This is a genomic window from Streptomyces sp. NPDC059564 (assembly GCF_042735575.1).
GTDB lineage: Bacteria > Actinomycetota > Actinomycetes > Streptomycetales > Streptomycetaceae > Streptomyces.
This window is the reverse complement of sequence record NZ_JBHWBP010000121.1, coordinates 1-20,675: the sequence shown is the minus strand read 5'-3', so window position 1 is coordinate 20,675 and position 20,675 is coordinate 1. Positions and strand designations below refer to the sequence as shown.

Sequence of the window (20,675 nt, the reverse complement as noted above, 5' to 3'; positions counted from 1 at the left end):
CCCGGCCGGTCCACGCCCTGGGAACGCAGCACCTCGGCCAGGACCGTGACCGTGTCGTAGCCCTCGAAGGCGACGAAGGACGGAGTCCGCATCATGACCGCCTCCCCCGCCGCCTACGAGCCCACCGACCGCACCGTCCCGAGCCGCGCCCGCGACCGCGCGCGCTACGACCGCGAGACGGTGCACTCGATACTCGACCAGGCCTACGTCTGCCACCTCGGGTTCGTCCGCGACGGCGCGCCGGTGGTCCTGCCGACCCTCTTCGGCCGGGTGGGCGAGACCCTCTACATCCACGGCTCCACCGGATCGCGCCCGCTGCTGGCCGCCGGGAAGGCCGACCCGGGTCTGCCGGTCTGCCTGACGGTGACGCACGTGGACGGCCTGGTCCTGGCCCGGTCCGCGTTCCACCACTCGATGAACTACCGCTCGGTGGTCGTCCACGGCACCGCCTACCAGGTCACCGACGAGGACGAGTGCCGCATGGCCCTGGACGCCCTGGTCGACCACGTCGTCCCGGGCCGCTCGGCCGACTCCCGGCCGGCCAACGCCAAGGAGCTCGCGGCGACGGCCGTGATCCGCCTGGACCTGAACGAGGTCTCCGCGAAGATCCGTACGGGCGGCCCGAACGACGACGCCGAGGACCTGGGGCTGCCGTTCTGGTCGGGCGTGGTCCCGGTCGCGCCGGCGTACGGGACCCCGGTCCCGGCCGCCGACCTGACCCCCGGCATCGCGACCCCGGACTACATCACCGCGCTCTGAGGCTCCGGGGCGGGCCCGGCCACCGGCCCGCCCCCGGACCCGGTCCCCGCCCCGCGCGCCTCGGCCACGATCAGCGCGCCCACCGCCGACAGCAGCAGTACGGTGCCCAGCACCACCGCCCCGGTCAGCCGCTCCCCGAGCAGCCCGACGGCGATCACCGCCGCGCCGACCGGCTCGATCAGCATGATCACCGACACCGTCGCGGCCCGCACCGCAGCGGCGCCCGTGAAGTAGAGCGCGTACGCCAGGGCCGTCGGCACCGTGGCGACGTAGACCAGCAGCCAGAGCACCCGGCCCCAGTCGGCCGTGTGCGGCAGCAGCCCCTCCAGCAGCGCGAGCGGCAGCAGGCACACCGTGCCCACCGCCACCGACCAGGCGGTGGTGACGAGCGGGTCCCCGCCCGCCCCGCGCCGCCCCAGCCACCGCGCCCGCAGGGTCATCCCCGCGTACCCGGCGGCCGACAGCAGCGCCCAGCCGACCCCGAGCGGGCGCACCTCGCCGCCCCCGGAGCCGAGCACCAGCACGGCCAGCCCGCCGAGCGCGCCGACGACGGCGGCCACCCCGCCCCGGCCCAGCCGCTCGCCCATCCAGTACCGGCCGCCCAGCGCGATCAGCACGGGCCCCGCCCCGAGGGTCACGACGGTGCCGACGGCGAGGCCGGTGTCGCGCACGGCGGCGAAGTAGGCGGCCTGGAACAGGGTGAACATCAGCCCCGTCCCGATCAGCGAGAGAGGCGAGGCGGGCGAGGCCTGCGCGGACCGCCCCCGCCGCGCGGGGCGGCGTACGGCGAGCACCCCCAGCAGCACCACCAGCCCGCCCGCGCACCGCCAGAACGACAGGGCGAGCGGGCCGAGGTCACTGGCCAGGAAGAGGAGGGAGGCGGCCGCCCCGGCGGTGCCCCAGGCGGCTCCGGCGACGACGAGGTACAGCAGACTGCGCCCGGCTGCGGGCGAATGGTTCGACACGTGTGTCTCCGCGCATGCGTGAAGGATGAAGGAAGCAGGTCATCGCTTCGCGGGCAGCGCGAACCGGCCCGGGAACTCCCCGGGCGGGATCCTCGTTCGAGTGGTGGCCGCCCGCGCTAGGCGGCGGGAGGCGGAAGCACGGTCGACGGCATGCCCAGCACCCTACGGGCTGCCCCCGCCCCGGACCAGCCCGCCCCGGCCCTACGCGCTGGTGGTCTCCCGCGGCAGTACGACCGGATCGGCGGCCCCCGGCGCGGCGGCCCGCGAGGACTGCGCGATGAAAGCACCGCCCAGCACCAGCGCCCCGCCCACGATCTGCGGGGTCGAGAGGTGCTCGCCCAGCAGCACCCACGCCAGCACGGTGGCGATGACCGCCTCCAGGCAGGCCACCACACCCGCCACCTGCGGGGAGAGCCTGCGCACCGAGACCACCCCGGTCAGGTACGCGAACACGGTGGCGACCAGCACCACCCAGCCCAGCAGGACCAGGGCGGGCACGCTCTGCTCGCCCAGCGCCGCATCGCCGCCCAGCACGCCCCAGTCCATCCGCCAGGGCCGCGCGATCACGGTCATGACCACGGCCCCGACGAGCATCCCGTACGCGATCACGCCCATCGGGTCGGGCACGTCGTCGCCGTCGGTGCCCTGGTCGGCGAAGACGAAGTAGAAGGCCTGGCAGCAGGCGGCGGCGAGGCCCAGCAGCACCCCGAGCGGGTCCAGGCTCAGCCCGGACCAGATCTCGACCACGCAGGCCAGCCCCACGACGGCCACCGCGGCGCCGGCCGCGGCCGCCCGGGTCACCGGCTTGCGCTGCACGAAGCGGATCCAGCCGAGCAGCAGCGCCGGGCCCAGGTACTCCAGCAGCAGGGCCACGCCGACCGGGATCCGGGACAGGGAGGCGAAGTAGAAGGCCTGGACGCCCGCCACGGCGACCAGCCCGAAACCGGCGAGCAGCAGGGGCCTGCGCCGCACCAGATCACGGTGCCGCCAGGCCAGCGGGGACAGCACCAGCGCCGCCCCGGCCACCCTCAGCCACACCACGTGCAGCGGGTCCAGACCCGCCTCGATCAGCGGCTTCGCCGCCACACCCGAACCACCGAACGCACACGCCGAGACCAGGGCGAGGCCCAGTCCGGCGTTCTTTCCTGACGCTTGCATCGGGCCATCATGGCAGGGCGGGTCAGGAGCGTCACACCGGTGACGCCTGTTGAGACGGGCCCGGCGCCGGGCCGCCCGAAGACCCCCGGATCTGACAGGTCGTCAGTATTGAATGTTCCGCCCGCCAGGACTACGTTCCGCCGCACGAACCCGACGAGAAGGGGTGGACGCATGGCTGAAGTCACCGCGGAATCACGCATCGAGGCGCCCGCCGCGAAGCTCTGGGCCCAGCTGACCGACTGGGACGCGTACGGCCAGTGGAGCATGACCCACACCAACTTCCCGAAGGGCGGTCCCGAGACCCTCGCGGTCGGGTCCACCTTCGCCGAGAACATGAAGATGATGGGCTTCCCGGCCGAGGTCCTGTGGACCGTCTCGGAACTGGAGGACCAGCGCGTCTTCGCGATCACCGGCAAGGGCCCGATGGGCGTGGCCGTACTGACCCGCTACACCCTGATCCCCGACGGCGGGGCCACCACGGTCCGCATCGACGGCGAGTTCACGGGCGCCGCCGTGTCCCTGATGGCGGGCAAGCTCAAGGACTCCGCGACCGCCGCGCTGAACGAGTCGCTCCGCAAACTGGCCGGCCTGGTCGCCTGACCCCCGCCACACGAACGGCGCGCCCCGCGAGAGAGCTCGCGGGGCGCGCCGTGTGCGTGCCGGGAGGTCCGGCGGCCGGACTCAGTGCTCGTCGGCCAGGATCAGGTACAGCTTCTTGCGGGCGTCGTTGATGACCGCGAGGGCCTTCTCCCGCTGCTCGGGCGAGCCGGTCTTGAAGACCTGCCCGAAGGCTTCCATCAGGCCGACGCCGGCGGTCCGCACCTCGTGCATCGCCTCGAAGTCGAAGCCGCGCCCGGCATCCGCCCAGGGGGCGTCCGGACCCGACTCGGCCTCGGTGCGGCCCGCGTCGGTGAGCGTGAACAGCTTCTTGCCGCCCTCGCTCGCACTGGTGATGAGCCCCTCGTCCTCGAGCAGCTGCAGGGTCGGGTACACCGAGCCCGGGCTGGGCTTCCAGGCCCCGCCGCTGCGCTCGCCGATCTCCTGGATCATCTCGTAGCCGTGCATCGGCCGGTCGGCGAGCAGCGCCAGGATGGAGGCGCGCACGTCACCGCGCCGCGCCCGGCCCCGGGGGCCACCCCGTCCGCCGCGCCCGCCGAAGGGCCCGCCGCCGAAGGGCGGCCCGAACGGCCCGAAGGCGGCACGCCGCCCCTGGAACTCCTCCCGACGGTCCGGCCCGCAGTGGCCGTGACCCCGTCCGTGCTCATGTCCGTGCTCGTGCTGTCCACGTGAACGCATCACTGCGCTCCTTTCGTCATCGTTCGTCATCGCTTGTCTTGCGGTTGTCGTGTTCGACTCCTTCACTATCGCTGACCCATCGCGATGCGTCAACGATATATCGGAACCTATCTCAGACTGGCGAGCGTAATGGACACTTTCGGGTGGATCCGGGCGGGAACCTCCTGACGAGGGGCGTACGCACGTGCTGTGCTGGCCCCGCTCCTCGCGACACGGGGCGCGGTACGGGGCACCGAAGAGAAAGGGACTTTCGTGCACCACAAGGGACGCGTCGGAACATGGCTCGCCGCCACCCTCAGCGCCGCCGCGCTGCTGCTCGTACCGGGACCGGCCGGCGCCGACGCCCACGCCGACCACCTCCGGCCGCTGGCCGGCGACATCCTCAACCTGCACCAGTGCGTGTACGCACCCACTCCGGGAGTCGACTACCTCACCACGGTGGTGCCGCGGAGCGGCGACAACCGGTTCGCGGCCGGAACGAACACCGCCGCCGCACCGGACCGGGACCTGTCCTGTGGCGCGGGCGACGGGAACTTCACCGCGATCCGCCCCTGGGCGTCCTTCCAGTCACTGGACCTGAGCTCCGGGCGGTACCTCAACCTGCACCAGTGCGTGTACTACTCCGAGCTCCAGCACGACCACCTCACCGTGGTGGTCTCGCGCGGGGGCGGCGACTGGGGCACCGGGACCAACGTCTCCAACACCCCCGACACCACGGTCGAGTGCGGCCCCGGCCGCGGCCTCTACTCCCTCGTCCCCCTGCTGTCCGACGTCATCGCCCTGGACCTCGGCGCCGGGCGCTACGTGAACCTCCAGCAGTGCCAGTACTACGCCGGCAGCCTCGCCGACCACTTCACCACGGTGGTGCCGACGCGCCGCGACGGCCGTTTCACGACCGGGACCAAGGTCTCCAACACCGCCGCCGCGGCCCCGGCCTGCGGCCGCGGCGACGGGAACTTCAACCTCGTCCCCCTCCTGTCCGGCACCACGGCCCTCTCCCGCACCTGACCGTTCGGACCAAGGCCAGTCATCCCGGATTGGCCTTGGTCCGCGTCCGGCCGGGCCCCCTACCGTCGGATCCATGCGCATCCGAATCGTCGACGCCTTCACCGACCGCCCCTTCCACGGCAACCCCGCCGGAGTCCTCCTCCTCGACGGGGCCTTCCCCCCGGACGCCTGGCTCCAGCAGGTCGCGGCCGAGGTCAACCTCTCCGAGACCGCGTTCGCGCTGCCCCTGCCGCCCGGCGGCGACGCCGACTGGGCGCTGCGCTGGTTCACCCCGGCCGGCGAGGTCGACATGTGCGGGCACGCCACCCTGGCGACCGCCCACGTACTGCACGAGCACGGTCTCGCCGAGGGCCCGGTCCGCTTCGGCGCGCGCTGCGGGATCCTCACGGCCGAGATCGGCGAGGACGGCGCGATCACCCTGGACTTCCCGACCTCGTCCCTGACGCCCGTCGAGCCGGCCCCCGAGGTGGCCGAGGCCCTGGGCGGCCCCGCGGTCCTGTCGGTCCACGACACCGCCGCCCACATCGGCGACCTCCTGGTGGAGCTGGCCGACGAGCGGACCGTACGGGAACTCGCGCCCGATCTCGCCGCCCTGCGCGAGCGGTCCCGCCGCGGGGTGATCGTCACCGCGCCCGCCGAGGACCCCTCCCGCGGCTACGACTTCGTCTCCCGCGGCTTCTTCCCGCTCCACGGCATCGACGAGGACCCGGTGACCGGCAGCGCCCACACCGCCCTCGCCCCGTTCTGGGGAGCCCGCCTGGGCCGCACCCGGATGACCGGCCTGCAGGGCGGCGCCCGCCAGGGCCTGGTCCGGGTCACGCTCGCGGGCGAACGCACCCAGCTGACCGGCCGCGCGGTCACCGTGATCGACGGCGAGCTGCTCACCACCCCCTGAGGCAGGGGCTACGGGGTGGGCAGCCAGCCCACCTTCCCCGCGAGCAGCGCGTACCCGCCGAAGGCCACGATGTCGAGCAGCGCGTGCGCGACGACCAGCGGCCCGACCCGGCCCCAGCGGCGGTAGGCCAGCACGAAGACGGCGCCCATCACCATGTTGCCGATGAGCCCGCCGATGCCCTGGTACAGGTGGTACGAGCCGCGCAGCACGGAGCTGGCCAGCAGCGCGGCCGTCGGCGACCAGCCCAGCTGGCCGAGCCGGCGCAGCAGGTAGGCCAGCACGATGACCTCCTCCACCACGGCGTTCTGCACCGCGGAGAGGATCAGCACCGGGAACTTCCACCACACGTCGGGCAGCGCCTCCGGCACCACCGTCAGGTTGAAGCCGGAGGCCCGGGCCCCCAGGTAGAAGGCCAGTCCCGCGCTCCCGATCCCGGCGGCGACCAGCGCGCCCCGGGCCAGGTCCCACCCCGGACGGGTCCGGTCGAAGCCCAGGACGCGCAGCCCGGGCGCGCCCTCCCGGGTCAGCAGGTGCGCGACCAGCAGGACGGGCACCAGCGCGGAGGCGATCCCGAACAGCTGCCAGGCCAGGTCCAGCCAGGGCCGTCCGGGCGCGTACGAGCCGTTGAGCGTGGCGGCCTGGTCCTTGAGGCCGCCGGGTTTCGTCAGCGAGCCGATGAAGCTGATCAGCGCCGAGACGCCGCTCGCGCCCAGCGACAGCGCGAGCACGAGCAGCGTCTCGGTCCTCAGCAGACCCCGCCGCCCGTCCTCGAGCGGCTCCACGACCACCGGCTCCGGCTCCGCCCGCACGACCGACTCCCGTCCTGCCGACCCACGGCGGCATCCTGTTGCGACCACCCCATACTGCCTCCTCGGTGGCCGGACCGGATCGGCGGCTCAGCGCCGGGCCGCCGCGGTGGCGTCCACCTCCTCCTCCGCCGGCCCGACCGGCCAGGTGTGCACGGGGTCGCCCCGGTGCATCAGCTGGCTGTAGCGCCGGGTGGTGGCCGCCAGGGCGGCGTCCCGTTCCAGCCCGCCGGCGAGCGCCCGGTGGTAGGTGTCCACCTGCCACGTGGCGCCGTTCACCCGGCGCCGGCAGCGCTCCTCGATGATCCCGAGGTAGTGGTCGCGGTCGGCGGGCTCGATGCCCCAGGCGTCCAGCCCGGCCGCGGCCATGGGCAGCAGCTCGTCCAGCACCAGCCGCACCGCGGGCACGCTCACCAGCCCGCCGGCCCGGCCCCGGCGCGGCCAGCGGATCCGCGCGTCGATCCCGTACCGGCAGGCCGCGTCGAAGTTGGCCTCCGCCTCCGCGAACGGCAGCCGGGTCCACACCGGGCGCGGCTCGTCCGCGAGGGTCCGTACGAGCCCGTAGTAGAACGCGGCGTTGGCGACGACGTCGGCCACCGTCGGCCCGGCCGGCAGCACCCGGTTCTCCACCCGCAGGTGCGGCACCCCGTCGGCGACCCCGTACACGGGCCGGTTCCACCGGTAGACGGTGCCGTTGTGCAGCACCAGCTCCTGGAGGCTCGGCACCCCGCCCTCGGCGAGCACCCGCAGCGGCTCCTCCGCGTCGCAGATCGGCAGCAGGGAGGGGAAGAAACGGACGTTCTCGGCGAACAGTTCGTACGCCGAGTCCACCCATCGCTCCCCGAACCAGGTGCGCGGCCTCACCCCCTGCGCCTGGAGCTCGGGCGGCCGGGTGTCGGTGGCCTGGGTGAACAGCGGCGGACGCGACTCGCGCCACAGCTCCCGTCCGAACAGGAACGGCGAGTTGGCGCCCACCGCTATCTGTACGGCGGTCACCGCCTGCGCCGCGTTCCACACGTCCGCGAACCGGCCGGGAGTGACCTGCAGGTGCAGCTGTACGGAGGTACAGGCGGCCTCCGGCACGATCGACCCGGTGCTCCAGGTCAGCCGCTCGACCCCGTCGATGTCGAGTGTGAAGTCCTCGCCGCGCATCATCAGGATCTGCTCGTTGAGCAGCGAGTACCGGTCCACGGCGGACAGGTTGGCCAGCGCCAGGTCGGCGCGGGAGATCGTCGGCAGGATTCCGATCATCACCACCCCCGCGTCGATCTCGGCGGCCTGCCGGTGGGCATAGTGCAGCCCCGCGCTCAGTTCTTCGGCGAGCTGGTCGAATACCCGGCCGCCGAGCCGGTGCGGGAGTACGTTCACCTCCAGATTGAACATTCCGAGTTCCGTCTGGAAATCGGGGCTCGCTATCCGCTCCAGTACCTGTGCATTCACCATGCGCGGCAAACCGTCGGCACCCGCGAGATTCAACTCGATCTCCAGCCCCATCATGTTCTTGGGCCGATCGAACCTCTTCTCGGCCAGAAGCCGCTCCAGTCCCTCCAGGCACTCGTGAAGCTTCCTCCGATACCGATGCCGATCGGACAGGTCGAATCCGCCTGCCACGACCTTCTCCCCCATCGAATCGTCCCTCCTCGAGTGCCCCCGCCCGGAGCACCCGAGCGCGCGTAAGGTCGATGATGCCCATCCGCGTGATCGATAACTCCGCGCGGGGCGGTCTGGCGGGGAGCGCGCGCCGGTATGGCCAGATGGGCGCTTCGGCACATTCACCTGGCAACACGTCGTATGCAAATTCCGCGTCGACTGTGCCGATTCCCGATTACCGGCGCTTTCCAGCCGAGCCCCCGTCGGGTAACCTCCGAGGTCAGCGCGGCCCGTTCGCGTGCAACCGGCATGAATACCATGTCAGCGGGACCGGTAAGCACCTTGTCGGCAATAGCCGGGACAGGTAGCCGAAACACTGCGTGAACACATGTCGTATAAACTCCGCAAACGAGGCAGAGAGTTGGCGCGCGGCCATTGCCCCTCAGCCCCCCTCTGGCCCCAGAATGCGACAGCGCCGTCCGCACCTTCCCCCGCACCACAGGTCTCCCAAGTGAGAGGCGACCCACCATGCCGCTGCATGTTCCCCCGGCTCCCGCGCCCGCCCTGCGCAGCGTCCTCGCGGCACTCGGTTCTCCCACCGCCGTCCACGAGGCGCACACCCCGTCCCTGCGCGCGATCCAGGGGCCGCTGACCGCCGAACTCCCGCTTCCGGTGCACGTGCTCGACCGGCTCAACGTGTCCGGTCTCGCCGCCGGCGGCCGCCCGCCCCGCACCCGGCTGACCGGCTGGCGGTTCCTGATCCGCAGCGGCGACCGCTTCGTCGCCGCGGCCGACACCCGGCTGACCCCGGACGGCTGGGCCTTCTCCCACTTCTTCGAGGGGCCCTACGTCGCCGCCACCGAACGCGCCCTGCGCCAGGCCGAGTCGCTCGGCAAGGGCTACCAGCCGCGTCTGCTGTCCGTACCGGAGCTGTACATGCTGACCCTGTGGCTGCACGGGGCGGTCGGCGCCGACGCCTCCGCCGGCCTGCCCGCCGCCTCCGACCTGCTGGTTCCGCTGGCACCGGCCCCGCCGGGGATCGCCGCGTACCGGCCGCACCCCGTCTCGGAGCTGCTGCCCGTACTGACCCACCGGCTGACTCCGCCGGCCCCACCCGTACCGCCCTCGCTGGCCGCGCCAGCGGCCTGACCGGCGGTCCGCCGGTGGCCTGTTCGGCTTGGTCCGTGTGACCCATACGGCCTAGTCCGCTCGGGCCACTCCCGAACCATCCGAAATGACAGGGGAGTTGGCCTGAACCGCCCGCACGGGTGATGCGTCTTCATTCCATGAGGACAGCTGCCGGGAAATACCTGCGAAGCAGCCGTCGTGGGGGAAGACTGAGGACATCCTCCCCGCAGGTGCGGGGACGACCCAGGGGGACGGCCATGAATCACGCATCGAGCCGTAGCGAACAGACCACACCGCAGCGAAAGAACGCATCCATGTGCCAGCACCAGCCTGCCTGCCCGTCATCAGAGTCCGCAGACCGGGAGGCTGCCCGCCCGGTGGCCAACCACCCGGAACAGGGCTGGAGCCTGCTGTGCAACGGCGTCCTGCTGTTCGAGGACACCGGTGAACTGCTGCCCGACGGGCAGATCATCGCCCCGCACCGCCCGCTCGCGGCGGCCTAGGCGACCACGTACGGAGCACGGACGCGAAAGACGAAAGAGAAGGGGCCGGTCACGGAGCTCGCGCTCCGGACCGGCCCCTTCACCGCGTCACGGGACTCAGTTGTCGTACTCGTCCAGCGGCGGGCAGGAGCAGACCAGGTTCCGGTCGCCGAAGGCACCGTCGATCCGGCGCACCGGCGGCCAGTACTTCTCCGCGGCCGTGACGCCGCTCGGGAAGACGGCCTCGTCCCGGCTGTACGGGTGGTTCCACTCGCCGCCCAGCGCCGCCGCCGTGTGCGGGGAGTTGGCCAGCGGGTTGTCGTCCACCGGCCACTCGCCGCCCGCGACCCGCTCGATCTCGGCGCGGATGGCGATCATGGCGTCGCAGAAGCGGTCGATCTCGACGAGGTCCTCGGACTCCGTCGGCTCGATCATCAGCGTGCCGGCCACCGGGAAGGACATGGTCGGCGCGTGGAAGCCGTAGTCGATCAGACGCTTGGCGATGTCGTCGACGCTCACGCCCGTGGCCTTCGACAGCGGACGCAGGTCGATGATGCACTCGTGGGCGACCAGGTTGCCCGGACCGGTGTAGAGCACCGGGTAGTGCGGCTCCAGGCGCTTGGCGATGTAGTTGGCGCCCAGCACCGCCACCTGGGTGGCGCGCTTGAGGCCCTCGCCACCCATCAGGCGGACGTACGACCAGGAGATCGGCAGGATGCCCGCCGAGCCCCACGGAGCGGCCGAGATCGGACCGACGCCCGTCTCCGGGCCGGCGGTGGGCTGGAGCGGGTGGTTCGGCAGGAACGGGGCCAGGTGCGCCCGGACACCGACCGGACCGACGCCCGGACCGCCGCCGCCGTGCGGGATGCAGAAGGTCTTGTGCAGGTTCAGGTGCGAGACGTCGCCGCCGAAGTGACCCGGCTTGGCCAGGCCCACCAGGGCGTTCAGGTTGGCGCCGTCGACGTAGACCTGGCCGCCGGCCTCGTGCACCTGGGCGCAGATGTCGGCGACGTGCTCCTCGAACACACCGTGCGTGGACGGGTACGTGATCATCAGCACGGCGAGCTGCTCGCGGTACTGCTCGATCTTGGCGCGCAGGTCGGCCGCGTCCACCTCGCCGTCGTCGGCGGTCTTGACGACGACCACCTTCATGCCGGCCATCACGGCGCTCGCCGCGTTGGTGCCGTGCGCGGACGACGGGATGAGGCAGATGGTGCGCTGCTCGTCGCCGTTCGCCCGGTGGTAGGCGCGCACGGCCAGCAGGCCGGCGAGCTCACCCTGGGAGCCGGCGTTCGGCTGGATCGAGACCTTGTCGTATCCGGTGACCTCGCAGAGACGTTCCTCCAGCTCGGTGATGAGCGTGAGGTAGCCCTCCGCCTGCTCCACCGGGGCGAACGGGTGCAGCTGGCCGAACTCGGGCCAGGTCACCGGCTCCATCTCGGTGGTCGCGTTGAGCTTCATGGTGCAGGAGCCCAGCGGGATCATGCCGCGGTCCAGCGCGTAGTCCTTGTCCGAGAGCTTGCGCAGGTAGCGCAGCATCGCGGTCTCGGAACGGTGCTGGTGGAAGACCGGGTGGCCCAGGTACGCGTCCGAGCGCAGCAGGCCCTCGGGCAGCGTGTCGGCGGTGACCCCGTCCAGGGCCTCGATGTCCGCGGTGACGCCGAAGGCGGCCCAGACGGCGTCGAGGTCGGCGCGCAGGGTGGTCTCGTCACAGGCGACGGAGACGTGGTCGGCGTCGACCTGGAAGAGGTTGACCCCGCCCTCGCGGGCCGCGGCGACGACCTCGGCGGCCTTGCCGGGCACCCGGGCGGTGACCGTGTCGAAGAAGGAGCCGTGCACCAGCTCGACCCCGCCGGCCGTCAGGCCCGCGGCGAGGAGGGAGGCGTAGCGGTGGGTGCGGCGGGCGATCGTGCGCAGCCCGTCCGGGCCGTGGTAGACGGCGTACATGCCGGCCATGACGGCGAGCAGCACCTGCGCGGTACAGATGTTGCTCGTGGCCTTCTCGCGGCGGATGTGCTGCTCGCGGGTCTGCAGGGCCAGGCGGTACGCCTTGTTGCCGTCCGCGTCCACGGAGACGCCGACGAGACGGCCGGGCAGCGAGCGGGCGTGCTGCTGCTGGACGGCCATGTAACCGGCGTGCGGTCCGCCGAAGCCCATCGGGACGCCGAAGCGCTGGGTGGTGCCCACCGCGATGTCGGCGCCCAGCTCGCCCGGGGAGGTCAGCAGGGTCAGCGCGAGCAGGTCGGCGGAGACGGTGACGATGGCACCGAGCTCGTGGGCCTGCTCGATGACCGGCTTGATCGCGCGCACCGCGCCGGAGGCGCCCGGGTACTGGAGCAGCACGCCGAAGACGCCGCGCTCGGCGATCTCGGCCGGGATGCCGTCCGACAGGTCGGCGACGACGACCTCGACCCCGACGGGCTCGGCGCGGGTCTCGATCACGGCGATGGTCTGCGGCAGCGCGTCGGCGTCGATCAGGAACACGCCGCCCTTGACCTTGCCCACGCGGCGGGCCAGGGACATGGCCTCGGCGGCGGCGGTGCCCTCGTCGAGCAGGGAGGCACCGGAGGTCGGCAGGCCGGTCAGGTCCGCGACGACGGTCTGGAAGTTCAGCAGCGCCTCGAGGCGGCCCTGCGAGATCTCCGGCTGGTACGGGGTGTACGCCGTGTACCAGGCGGGGTTCTCCATGACGTTGCGCAGGATCACCGGCGGCGTGAAGGTGCCGTAGTAGCCGAGGCCGATCATCGACGACAGCACCTGGTTGCGGTCCGCCAGCGAGCGCAGCTCGGCCAGCACCTCGGCCTCGGTGCGCGCCTCGGGCAGGTTCAGCGCCTCGGCGGTCTTGATCACATCCGGTACCGCGGCGGCGGTGAGCTCGTCGAGGGAGCCGTAGCCCACCTGGGCGAGCATCTTGGCCTGCGCCTCGGCGTCCGGGCCGATGTGGCGCTGCTCGAAGGGGATGCCTCGCTCCAGCTGGGAGAGCGGAATGCGGTTGGCGGTCATGACGGAGGCCTCCTGGTCGTATGACCTGCGAGGGGCACCACGGCGCGGGCACCCGGACGGCCTCCCCCTCTGTCATCTCAACCTGAGAGCTTCACCGGGCCTCACGGGGGTCGCCCCTGAGATCCGGCTTTCACCGTCGGTGAGGAGAGGGACCGGTACTGCGTGCCCGGTACCCGCCCCTGCTTTCCAGAGTGGCCTCACCACGTGCGGTACGTATGCCTGAGAGATTCCGGGGAGGATTTGCTCCTTCGGCGCCTCCGTCGAACTCATTCGGAGGACTCTCCCGCACAGGGTCAACAGCCATCACCCAGCCTACCAGCGAGGATCTCGACCCTCCCTCGAGTGGCCCTCTCTTCGAATATGCACTTTTGTAGTCATTACGGATGAGTTCATCACTGCGACCGTACGGAGGGACCGTGCAGACCGATATCGATCCGCGCAGCCTGATCGGCCGCAAGGCGTTCGACCGCAACGGCGCCAAGATCGGCACCGTGGACGAGGTCTACCTCGACGACGCCACGGGCGTGCCGGAATGGGCAGCCGTCCGGACCGGCCTCTTCGGGCGGGACGCCTTCGTCCCCCTGGAGCCCAGCGAGGTGGTGGACGAGACCCTGCGGGTGCCCTTCGAGCGCTCCCTGATCAAGGACGCCCCCGATTTCGGAGTCGGCCGCCACCTCTCCCCCGAACAGGAGCTGCAGCTCTACCACCACTACGGCCTGGACGTCACGCTGCCCTCCGACTTCCACCGCCCGCCGCCGGAGAAGCAGGCCTAGCCCTCCTGCGGTCCCTCCGCCGCCCCTACGAGGGGCAGCGGATCGGAGGCCTCCAGTTCGGGGTCGTCCACCCGGAAGGTGCGCACCCGCCCGGGCGGCGATCCGGGCCGCTCGAAGCGGACGGTGACCCGCCCGACCCCGCTGCCCTGCACCCACCCGGGCCCGTACACCGCGTGCCGTACGTCGCTCCCCGCCGCCCAGTGCCGTACGGGAGCGGCGTCCGGCTCCCCCGGCGCCACGAGGGCCTCCACGGCCCCGGCGGCCGCACCGGCCCCGTGAGCCTCACCAGCCTCTTCCACCCCGTCCGGCGCGATGGCCCCTCCACCCGCATCCCCCTCCGCACCGTCCCCCTCCGCCCCGGCGCCGAGCGCCTGGGCGAACAGGTCCTCCTGAGTGTAGTCCGCGAGCCCGGTCACGCCGACCCCCAGGAGCCGCACTCCGCCGGTGGTGTCCACGCCCTCCAGCAGCCGCGCCGCGGCCTCCCGCACCACGGAGGGGTCGTCGGTCGGGCCGCGCAGGGTCTCGGACCGGGTCAGGGTGGAGAAGTCGTACCGCCGCACCTTCAGGACGATGGTCCTCCCCGAGTGCCCGGAGGCCCGCAGCCGCCCGACGCACCGGTCGGCGAGCCGCTGCACCTCGTACCGGATCCGGACCCGGTCGTGCAGGTCCACGTCGAAGGTGTCCTCCACGGACACCGATTTCGCGTCCCGCTCGGCGACCACGGGCCGGTCGTCCAGCCCGAGCGCCATCCGGTAGAGGCCGAGCCCGTGCGCCCGGCCCACCATGCGGACCAGCTCGTCCTCGCCCGCCTCGGCCAGCTCCCCGACGGTGGTGATCCCGGCCCGCCGCAGGTGCTCCCCGGTGGCCGGTCCCACCCCGGGCAGGGTCCGCACCGGCATCGGCGCGAGCAGTTCCCGTTCCGACCCGGGTTCGATCAGCAGCAGCCCGTCCGGCTTGGCCTCCTCCGAGGCGATCTTCGCGAGCATCTTGGAGCCGGCCAGCCCCACCGACCCGCTGAGCCCGGTGGCGGCCGTGATGTCGGCCCGCAGCCGCTCCCCCGCGGCCCGGGCGCCGGCCGCGTCGAAGGCCGTGCCGCCCGCCTCCAGGTCCACGAAGGCCTCGTCCAGACTGAGCGGCTCCACCAGCGGCGACAGCTCGCGCAGCAGGCCCATGACGAGGTCGCTGACCTCCCGGTAGAGGCTGAAGCGGGGGATCAGGTAGGCGCCGTTCGGGCAGAGCCGGCGGGCCTGGGCGGTCGGCATCGCCGAATGCACCCCGAAGCGCCGGGCCTCGTAGGAGGCGGTGGCCACCACCCCGCGCGGTCCGAGCCCCCCGACGATGACGGCCTTGCCCCGCAGGCTCGGCTTCGACGCCTGCTCGACCGAGGCGTAGAAGGCGTCCATGTCCAGGTGCAGGATGGTCGGGGCGGCTCTCACCGCACCGATGCTGCCCTACGCCACTGACAACGCGGTGACGGTGGCGTCCGCGCCGGTCAGACGGCCCGGTTCCGGCGCGCGGCCAGCTCGTCGGCGGGGTTGTGGCCCACCAGGGTCTCCCCCGTGTCCACCCGCTCCCCGTGCAGCTGCGACAGCGCGTTCTCCACGTCGCGCCAGACCACGCCCACGGCGATGCCGAAGACGCCCTGACCGCCCTCCATCAGGCTCACCACCTGGTCCGGAGAGGTGCACTCGTACACGGTCGCGCCGTCGCTCATCAGCGTCATCCGTCCGAGGTCGGAAAAGCCCCGGTCACGCAGGTGCTGGACGGCGGTGCGGATGTTCTGCAGCGCCACCCCGGTGTCCAGGAAGCGCTTGACGATCTTGAGGACCACCACGTCCCGGAAGCTGTAGAGCCGCTGCGTGCCCGACCCGTACGCGGGCCGCACGCTGGGCTCCACCAGCCCGGTCCGCGCCCAGTAGTCGAGCTGCCGGTACGTGATCCCGGCGGCGGCGCACGCCGTCGGTCCCCGGTAGCCGACCTGCTCGGGTGCCGGGTCGTCGCTCACCGGTCCGACCGGCGTCGACGCCGGCTGACGGTGCGGGGAACCCGCGGAACCCGCCGCGCCGCCGTGCAGCGGGTACGGCCCACCATCACTCCGTGCGGGGGTGCCCCCGGTCGTACCGTCGCCCGTGATCCTCACGCCGACCCTCCGTCCTTGACCTGCCACCTTGAAGGTAGGCAGTGACCAGGGGTGCGTCAACGATCGCCACACTCGGCACGCCGAGTGATAATCACCCTGAGAGTGGTTTCCCGTACCCCATTGCGGGGAAAGGCTACTCGAATGGGCTGAAAGAACCCGGTGGGTGACGCGGCCCGCGTTTCGCCGCTGCCGCGGCTCCTCGCGTCCCGGCCCTCACTGCGGGCCGGTGCCGAAGTCCTCGGGTGAGATCTGGTCGAGGAACTCGCGGAACTTCTCCACCTCGTCCTCCTGCTCGTCGGGAATGGCGATTCCGGCGTCGTCCAGCACGCCGTCACTGCCGTAGATCGGCGTCCCCGTGCGCAGGGCCAGCGCTATGGCATCGGATGGCCTCGCGCTCACCTCGACCCCGCTGGCGAAGACCAGCTCCGCGTAGAAGACGCCCTCCCGCAGATCCGTGATCCGGACCTCGGTGAGCTCCTCACCGACCGCTTCCAGCACGTCCTTGAACAGGTCGTGCGTCAGCGGCCGGGCAGGGGCCATCCCCTGCTGCGCGAAGGCAATGGCGGTCGCCTCCCCAGGACCGATCCAGATGGGGAGGTACCGGTCGCCTCCCACTTCACGCAGGAGCACGATCGGTTGGTTGGAGGGCATTTCCACCCGGACACCCACAACGTCGAGCTCGTTCACACAGCAACCCTAGGACCTGCCCGGCCGGTTTGGGTAGTCGGGGCCCTTCTCGGGCCGGTCCGGTCAGTGCAGACGGACGCCGAGAGCCGTCTGTACGAGGGCCTCGTGGAGCCGTACGGAGAGTCCCGCGAGCTCTTTCATCGTCGCCTCGGCGTGCGCCCGGGTCTGCGGGTTGCGGTGGCGGCGCAACGGGGATACGACCTGTTCCACCAGACCGGCCTCCCGGTCCGCGGCGGCCTTCATGGCACGCAGGTGGCGCGGCTCCAGCCCGAACCGGCCGAGATCCGCGATCAGGCGGGCCACGGTGACGGTTTCGGCGTCGAACCCACCGCCCGGCACCTCGGAGATGAGCCCGTACGACTCCCATTCGACGAGCTGCACCTCGTCCACCTCGGCGGCGGCGATCAGCTCGGCGCGGTCCACCCGGGCCACGGTGGGCCGCTCCCGACCCACCTCCCCGTACAGGGCGGCGGGACCGGCCGGATCCACCGACTCCCCGTGCGCCGTGGGCCCGGGGATGCGGATCTGCTCGCCGCGGTCGAGGGCGTCGAGCTGCTCGCGGATGACCTTGAGCGGCAGGTAGTGGTCACGCTGGAGGCGCAGGATGCGGCCGAGCCGCTCCACGTCGCCGGTGCTGAACTTGCGGTATCCCGAAGGTGTGCGCACGGGCTCGACGAGCCCCTCCGCCTCCAGGAAACGGATCTTCGAAATGGTGACTTCGGGGAACTCGTCGCGCAGCGTGGTCAGCACCGTGCCGATGCTCACCAGCCGCCCGGCGCTGCCGGCGGTGCCGTTCTTCGGGACACCGCCGGTCGGGGTACGCAGCATGGGACCTTCCCTCGGAGTCCCCCGGACGGAATCCGGGGGAGGGATCAGACGCCCCGCAGGCTCGCGTAGAAGACCAGCCGGTACTTGCCGATCTGCACCTCGTCGCCGTTGTGCAGGGCGACGGAGTCGATCGGCTCACGGTTCACGTACGTGCCGTTGAGGCTGCCCACGTCGGAGACGGTGAAGCCGCCTTCCTGGCCCCTGCGGAACTCGACATGGAGCCGGGAGACGGTGACGTCGTCCAGGAAGATGTCGCTCTGCGGGTGCCGGCCTGCCGTGGTCAGCTCGCCGTCCAGCAGGAAGCGGCTGCCGGAGTTGGGTCCGCGCCGCACGATCAGCAGGGCGGAACCGGACGGCAGCGCTTCCACCGCGGCCTGGGCCTCGGGGGACAGCGAGGACGACACGTGCGCTTGTCCGGACACCTCGGCCTCGTAGGCCTCCAGGCCCGAGATCGAGATGGTGGACGTGGTCTCCGAGGCACGCTCCGGCGTCAGACCCGCCCGCAGCGGCGCCCCGCAGTTGGAGCAGAAGCGGCTCGCCGCATCACTGCGGTGCCCACACCTGCTGCAAATCTGCTCGGCCGACATGGACGGCTCCTCGCGCCGCGGCTGCCCCGCGGAGGCGTTGGTGGCATACGGGTCGGGCGCAAACCCTGCACCCGCACTTGAGGTTGATGGTTCACCGAAACCTATGCCTCCGGAACCGGCAGGGTCAACAGCCGACGCGCCCTGCGCGCCCGAAATGTCACCCGGGCCGGCCACCTCGTCGCGGAAGAGCGGCCGGTCGCCCTGCCCTTCCACGTCGCCGTGCCCCGCACGGTGCCGTGCCGGACCGCTTTCCTCGCGGTTCTTCTTGCCGAACAACTTCTCAAACAACTTCACGGGCGATTCCCCTTGACCGAAACAGACCCGCCCGTGGGGCAGGACGAACTCTGCATGCACACACCTGCCGACCCGGACATTCTCACAACGTCCGTAACCACCAGACAGTTTCCACCACGCACCGCGACTTCCGTGCGTCGACCCCCCGCAGGCATCCGCCCACGTGAGCCTGTCCACATTCCGCCCCGCGTCACGACGATGACGACCGAGCGTAGTCAGGCTGCTTCGCAGCCCGCAAGGCATCCACGATGATCTTCGCCGACCGTGTGACGGCGACCGTGGCCTGTTCCTTCTCCATGGTCTGCACGACACCACCGGGGATGTTGAGCGCCGGCTCCAGATCCTGTGGCTTGCCGATCACCCTGAACTCATAGGGCTGTGTGATCTTCTTACCGTCGATCGAGACCCCTCCGCCCTCGTCCGAGAAGTACGAGCCCGCCACGACGCGCACGCCGTTGATCTGGATCGCCTCGGCCCCGGCCGCCCTCAGCTCCTGCAGCGTGTCCAGCAGCTGGTCGGAGCGCACCTGGCCCTTGGTGTCGGTGATCCGCAGCGTGATCCCCGGCCCCTGCGCAGCCACGGTACCGGCCAGGATGCCCAGTTGGCGCTCCTTCTCCACCGTCTGGCGACGCGCCTCCTCCGCCTGGTTCGAGCTGCTCTCCAGCTCCTTGCGCTGGTCCTCCAGCTTCTGCTTCTCGTCCTCCAGGCGCTTGGTCCGCCCGTCCAGCTCGTCGAGGATCCGTACGAGGTCCTCCTGACGGGCACCGCGCAGCGGCGCGCTGGAGTCGCTGTTGGACCGTACCTGGATCGCGAGCCCGAGCCCCAGCACGAACAGGAGCAGCGCGACGATCAGTTGGGCCCGGCTGACCCGCGGCGGCCACAGACCGGCCGCCAGACGCTGCCTCCCGGTCTCCTGCGACTCGGTGGGCAGCGGCCGCTCCGGGACGTTCGGCTCCTCGGGCGGGGTGTCGTCCGCGCTCATCGGCCTCACGCCCGGAAGACGTGCCGGCGGATGGCCGCGGCGTTGGAGAAGATCCGGATGCCGAGGACGACGACCACGCCCGTCGACAGCTGCGCGCCGACGCCCAGCTTGTCACCGAGGAAGACGATCAGCGCGGCCACGACCACGTTCGACAGGAACGACACCACGAAGACCTTGTCCACGAAGATGCCGTCCAGCATCGCGCGCAGGCCGCCGAACACCGCGTCCAGCGCGGCCACCACGGCGATCGGCAGATAAGGCTCCACCACGGCCGGCACTTCGGGGCGGACGAGAAGTCCGACCACCACTCCGGCCACGAGGCCCAGTACCGCGATCACGATGCACCCTTCTTCGGCTCTACTGCTGTAGCTGTGTGGACGGTCAGGCTCGACGCGGCCGGCAGCTTCACCGCGTCCATGGCGGACAGGGTGTAGCGGATCCCGTAGCTCTCCTGCAGGACGTGCAGGTACTGGCCGTCCACGGAGTCCTGGAAGCTGGTGCCCAGCCGTTTCTTGTCCCCCACCGCGAGGACCTCGTACGGCGGCACCAGTGGCCTGTTGTCGACCAGTATCGCGTCACCGGCGGCCCGGATCGCCGACAGCGCCGTGAGGCGCTGGCCGTTGATCGAGACGGCTTCCGCTCCCGCCTGCCACAGCCCGTTGACGATCCGCTGCATGTCCCGGTCGCGAACCCGCCCGGTGTCCGAGAACCCGGCGCTCTCCCGCGGGCCGCCACCGCCGCCCGACGAAGATCCCTTCGCGTCGTCCACCACCAGCTTGACGCCCGGACCATGTACTTCGGTTGCACCCGACAGCAGGGCGAGCAGCCGGGCCTGTTCTCCGCCGGGCTGCTTGAGCACCTCGCCCTGGCGGTCCTCGACGTCCGTACGCAGCCGCTCGACGTCCCGCTCCAGGCCGTTCGCGTGCGCGTCGGCCCGCTCGACCCGGTCGATCAGCTCCTGGCGTTCCTTGGCCAGCACCGGCGCCGCTATCCGCGCCTGGGCCGCACCCAGGGTGACGACCATCGCGGCGATCACGAGCCCGGCGGCCAGCCCCAGCTTGGCCTTGAGGCTACGGGGCAGTCCCGCCGTACCGTCCGCCCGGCGCCGCGCGGACGCCTCCGCATAGCCCTCGTCGAGACTGTGGTCCATCACGTGCGTCAGCAGCGACATGGAAGCGTCCGGGCGCGCGGGCGGCGTGGCCGAACTCCGGTTGTTGGGCGGCTGCGTCATCCCGCGACTCGGCGCGTGTAGCCGCCGCCCACCTCCGAAGCGCCCGAACGGCAGGCCGGGCCG

General features: G+C 71.8%; 21 protein-coding genes and 1 riboswitch. Of the genes, 7 read left to right on the top strand and 14 right to left on the bottom strand.

Annotation, left to right across the window (positions count from 1 at the left end):
* Window positions 1–93: 93 nt before the first annotated feature.
* Window positions 94–759 carry a pyridoxamine 5'-phosphate oxidase family protein gene (locus ACFV0Q_RS21090; RefSeq protein ID WP_385007516.1) on the top strand — a complete coding sequence of 222 codons (666 nt, stop codon included), beginning with the start codon at window positions 94–96 and terminating at the stop codon, window positions 757–759.
* Here the strand turns inward: ACFV0Q_RS21090 and ACFV0Q_RS21085 are convergent.
* Together ACFV0Q_RS21085 and ACFV0Q_RS21080 are read right to left on the bottom strand one after the other, a co-directional pair.
* Window positions 741–1,724, bottom strand: a complete 984-nt coding sequence (locus ACFV0Q_RS21085; RefSeq protein WP_385007515.1) for a DMT family transporter — start codon at window positions 1,722–1,724, stop codon at window positions 741–743. The genes ACFV0Q_RS21090 and ACFV0Q_RS21085 overlap by 19 nt on opposite strands.
* Window positions 1,725–1,925: 201 nt before the next feature.
* Window positions 1,926–2,882, bottom strand: a complete 957-nt coding sequence (locus ACFV0Q_RS21080; RefSeq protein WP_385007513.1) for a DMT family transporter — start codon at window positions 2,880–2,882, stop codon at window positions 1,926–1,928.
* Between the two features lie 171 nt (window positions 2,883–3,053).
* Between ACFV0Q_RS21080 and ACFV0Q_RS21075 the strand changes: the two genes are divergently transcribed.
* Entirely contained in the window at window positions 3,054–3,482 is a 429-nt protein-coding gene (locus ACFV0Q_RS21075) for an SRPBCC family protein (RefSeq protein WP_385007511.1), read from the top strand.
* An 81-nt stretch (window positions 3,483–3,563) separates the two neighbouring features.
* Here the strand turns inward: ACFV0Q_RS21075 and ACFV0Q_RS21070 are convergent, their stop codons facing one another.
* Window positions 3,564–4,178 carry a PadR family transcriptional regulator gene (locus tag ACFV0Q_RS21070; RefSeq protein ID WP_385007509.1) on the bottom strand — a complete coding sequence of 205 codons (615 nt, stop codon included), beginning with the start codon at window positions 4,176–4,178 and terminating at the stop codon, window positions 3,564–3,566.
* A 252-nt stretch (window positions 4,179–4,430) separates the two neighbouring features.
* Between ACFV0Q_RS21070 and ACFV0Q_RS21065 the strand changes: the two genes are divergently transcribed.
* Both ACFV0Q_RS21065 and ACFV0Q_RS21060 read left to right on the top strand, forming a co-directional pair.
* A complete protein-coding gene (locus ACFV0Q_RS21065) occupies window positions 4,431–5,186 on the top strand; it encodes a hypothetical protein (RefSeq protein WP_385007507.1) in 756 nt (251 codons plus the stop codon).
* A 73-nt stretch (window positions 5,187–5,259) separates the two neighbouring features.
* Window positions 5,260–6,081, top strand: coding sequence for a PhzF family phenazine biosynthesis protein (locus ACFV0Q_RS21060; protein ID WP_385007505.1), 822 nt, complete (start codon window positions 5,260–5,262; stop codon window positions 6,079–6,081).
* Between the two features lie 8 nt (window positions 6,082–6,089).
* On the opposite strand, the gene ACFV0Q_RS21055 is transcribed toward ACFV0Q_RS21060, so the two are convergent.
* Complete coding sequence (locus tag ACFV0Q_RS21055) at window positions 6,090–6,890, bottom strand: CPBP family intramembrane glutamic endopeptidase (RefSeq protein WP_385007503.1); 801 nt, start codon at window positions 6,888–6,890, stop codon at window positions 6,090–6,092.
* Between the two features lie 87 nt (window positions 6,891–6,977).
* Window positions 6,978–8,513: a glutamate-cysteine ligase family protein gene (locus ACFV0Q_RS21050; protein WP_385007501.1), complete on the bottom strand. Its 1,536-nt coding sequence runs from the start codon at window positions 8,511–8,513 to the stop codon at window positions 6,978–6,980.
* Between the two features lie 492 nt (window positions 8,514–9,005).
* Here ACFV0Q_RS21050 and ACFV0Q_RS21045 point away from each other — a divergent pair, with 492 nt between their 5' ends.
* Together ACFV0Q_RS21045 and ACFV0Q_RS21040 are read left to right on the top strand one after the other, a co-directional pair.
* Window positions 9,006–9,626, top strand: a complete 621-nt coding sequence (locus tag ACFV0Q_RS21045) for a hypothetical protein (RefSeq protein ID WP_385007499.1) — start codon at window positions 9,006–9,008, stop codon at window positions 9,624–9,626.
* Window positions 9,627–9,919: 293 nt separating this feature from the next.
* Complete coding sequence (locus tag ACFV0Q_RS21040) at window positions 9,920–10,108, top strand: DUF5999 family protein (RefSeq protein ID WP_007262885.1); 189 nt, start codon at window positions 9,920–9,922, stop codon at window positions 10,106–10,108.
* 96 nt (window positions 10,109–10,204) lie between these two features.
* Here ACFV0Q_RS21040 and gcvP read toward each other — a convergent pair whose 3' ends face one another.
* On the bottom strand, window positions 10,205–13,090 hold the full coding sequence (gene gcvP / locus ACFV0Q_RS21035; RefSeq protein ID WP_385007497.1) for an aminomethyl-transferring glycine dehydrogenase: 2,886 nt from the start codon (window positions 13,088–13,090) through the stop codon (window positions 10,205–10,207).
* A gap of 197 nt (window positions 13,091–13,287) precedes the next feature.
* Window positions 13,288–13,386, bottom strand: a riboswitch (glycine riboswitch).
* Window positions 13,387–13,473: 87 nt separating this feature from the next.
* Here gcvP and ACFV0Q_RS21030 point away from each other — a divergent pair.
* Window positions 13,474–13,863, top strand: a complete 390-nt coding sequence (locus ACFV0Q_RS21030; RefSeq protein WP_385007495.1) for a PRC-barrel domain-containing protein — start codon at window positions 13,474–13,476, stop codon at window positions 13,861–13,863.
* On the opposite strand, the gene ACFV0Q_RS21025 is transcribed toward ACFV0Q_RS21030, so the two are convergent.
* The 8 genes from ACFV0Q_RS21025 to ACFV0Q_RS20990 all read right to left on the bottom strand — a co-directional run bounded on the left by ACFV0Q_RS21025 (window position 13,860) and on the right by ACFV0Q_RS20990 (window position 20,612).
* Window positions 13,860–15,299, bottom strand: a complete 1,440-nt coding sequence (locus tag ACFV0Q_RS21025; protein ID WP_385007493.1) for a DNA polymerase IV — start codon at window positions 15,297–15,299, stop codon at window positions 13,860–13,862. The genes ACFV0Q_RS21030 and ACFV0Q_RS21025 overlap by 4 nt on opposite strands.
* A 56-nt stretch (window positions 15,300–15,355) precedes the next feature.
* Entirely contained in the window at window positions 15,356–16,003 is a 648-nt protein-coding gene (locus ACFV0Q_RS21020; protein WP_385007491.1) for a MerR family transcriptional regulator, read from the bottom strand.
* A gap of 213 nt (window positions 16,004–16,216) precedes the next feature.
* The gene (locus tag ACFV0Q_RS21015; protein ID WP_007262890.1) at window positions 16,217–16,690 is read right to left on the bottom strand and encodes a bifunctional nuclease family protein; all 474 of its coding nucleotides are present in this window, start codon (window positions 16,688–16,690) and stop codon (window positions 16,217–16,219) included.
* Window positions 16,691–16,753: 63 nt separating this feature from the next.
* Window positions 16,754–17,518: a MerR family transcriptional regulator gene (locus ACFV0Q_RS21010; RefSeq protein WP_385007488.1), complete on the bottom strand. Its 765-nt coding sequence runs from the start codon at window positions 17,516–17,518 to the stop codon at window positions 16,754–16,756.
* Between the two features lie 44 nt (window positions 17,519–17,562).
* Window positions 17,563–18,507, bottom strand: a complete 945-nt coding sequence (locus ACFV0Q_RS21005) for an FHA domain-containing protein (RefSeq protein WP_385007518.1) — start codon at window positions 18,505–18,507, stop codon at window positions 17,563–17,565.
* An 82-nt stretch (window positions 18,508–18,589) separates the two neighbouring features.
* Entirely contained in the window at window positions 18,590–19,381 is a 792-nt protein-coding gene (locus ACFV0Q_RS21000; protein ID WP_385007486.1) for a DUF881 domain-containing protein, read from the bottom strand.
* A gap of 5 nt (window positions 19,382–19,386) precedes the next feature.
* On the bottom strand, window positions 19,387–19,719 hold the full coding sequence (locus ACFV0Q_RS20995) for a small basic family protein (protein ID WP_281207173.1): 333 nt from the start codon (window positions 19,717–19,719) through the stop codon (window positions 19,387–19,389).
* Window positions 19,716–20,612 carry a DUF881 domain-containing protein gene (locus ACFV0Q_RS20990; protein ID WP_385007484.1) on the bottom strand — a complete coding sequence of 299 codons (897 nt, stop codon included), beginning with the start codon at window positions 20,610–20,612 and terminating at the stop codon, window positions 19,716–19,718. The genes ACFV0Q_RS20995 and ACFV0Q_RS20990 overlap by 4 nt, the downstream gene beginning before the upstream one ends.
* Window positions 20,613–20,675 lie beyond the last annotated feature (63 nt).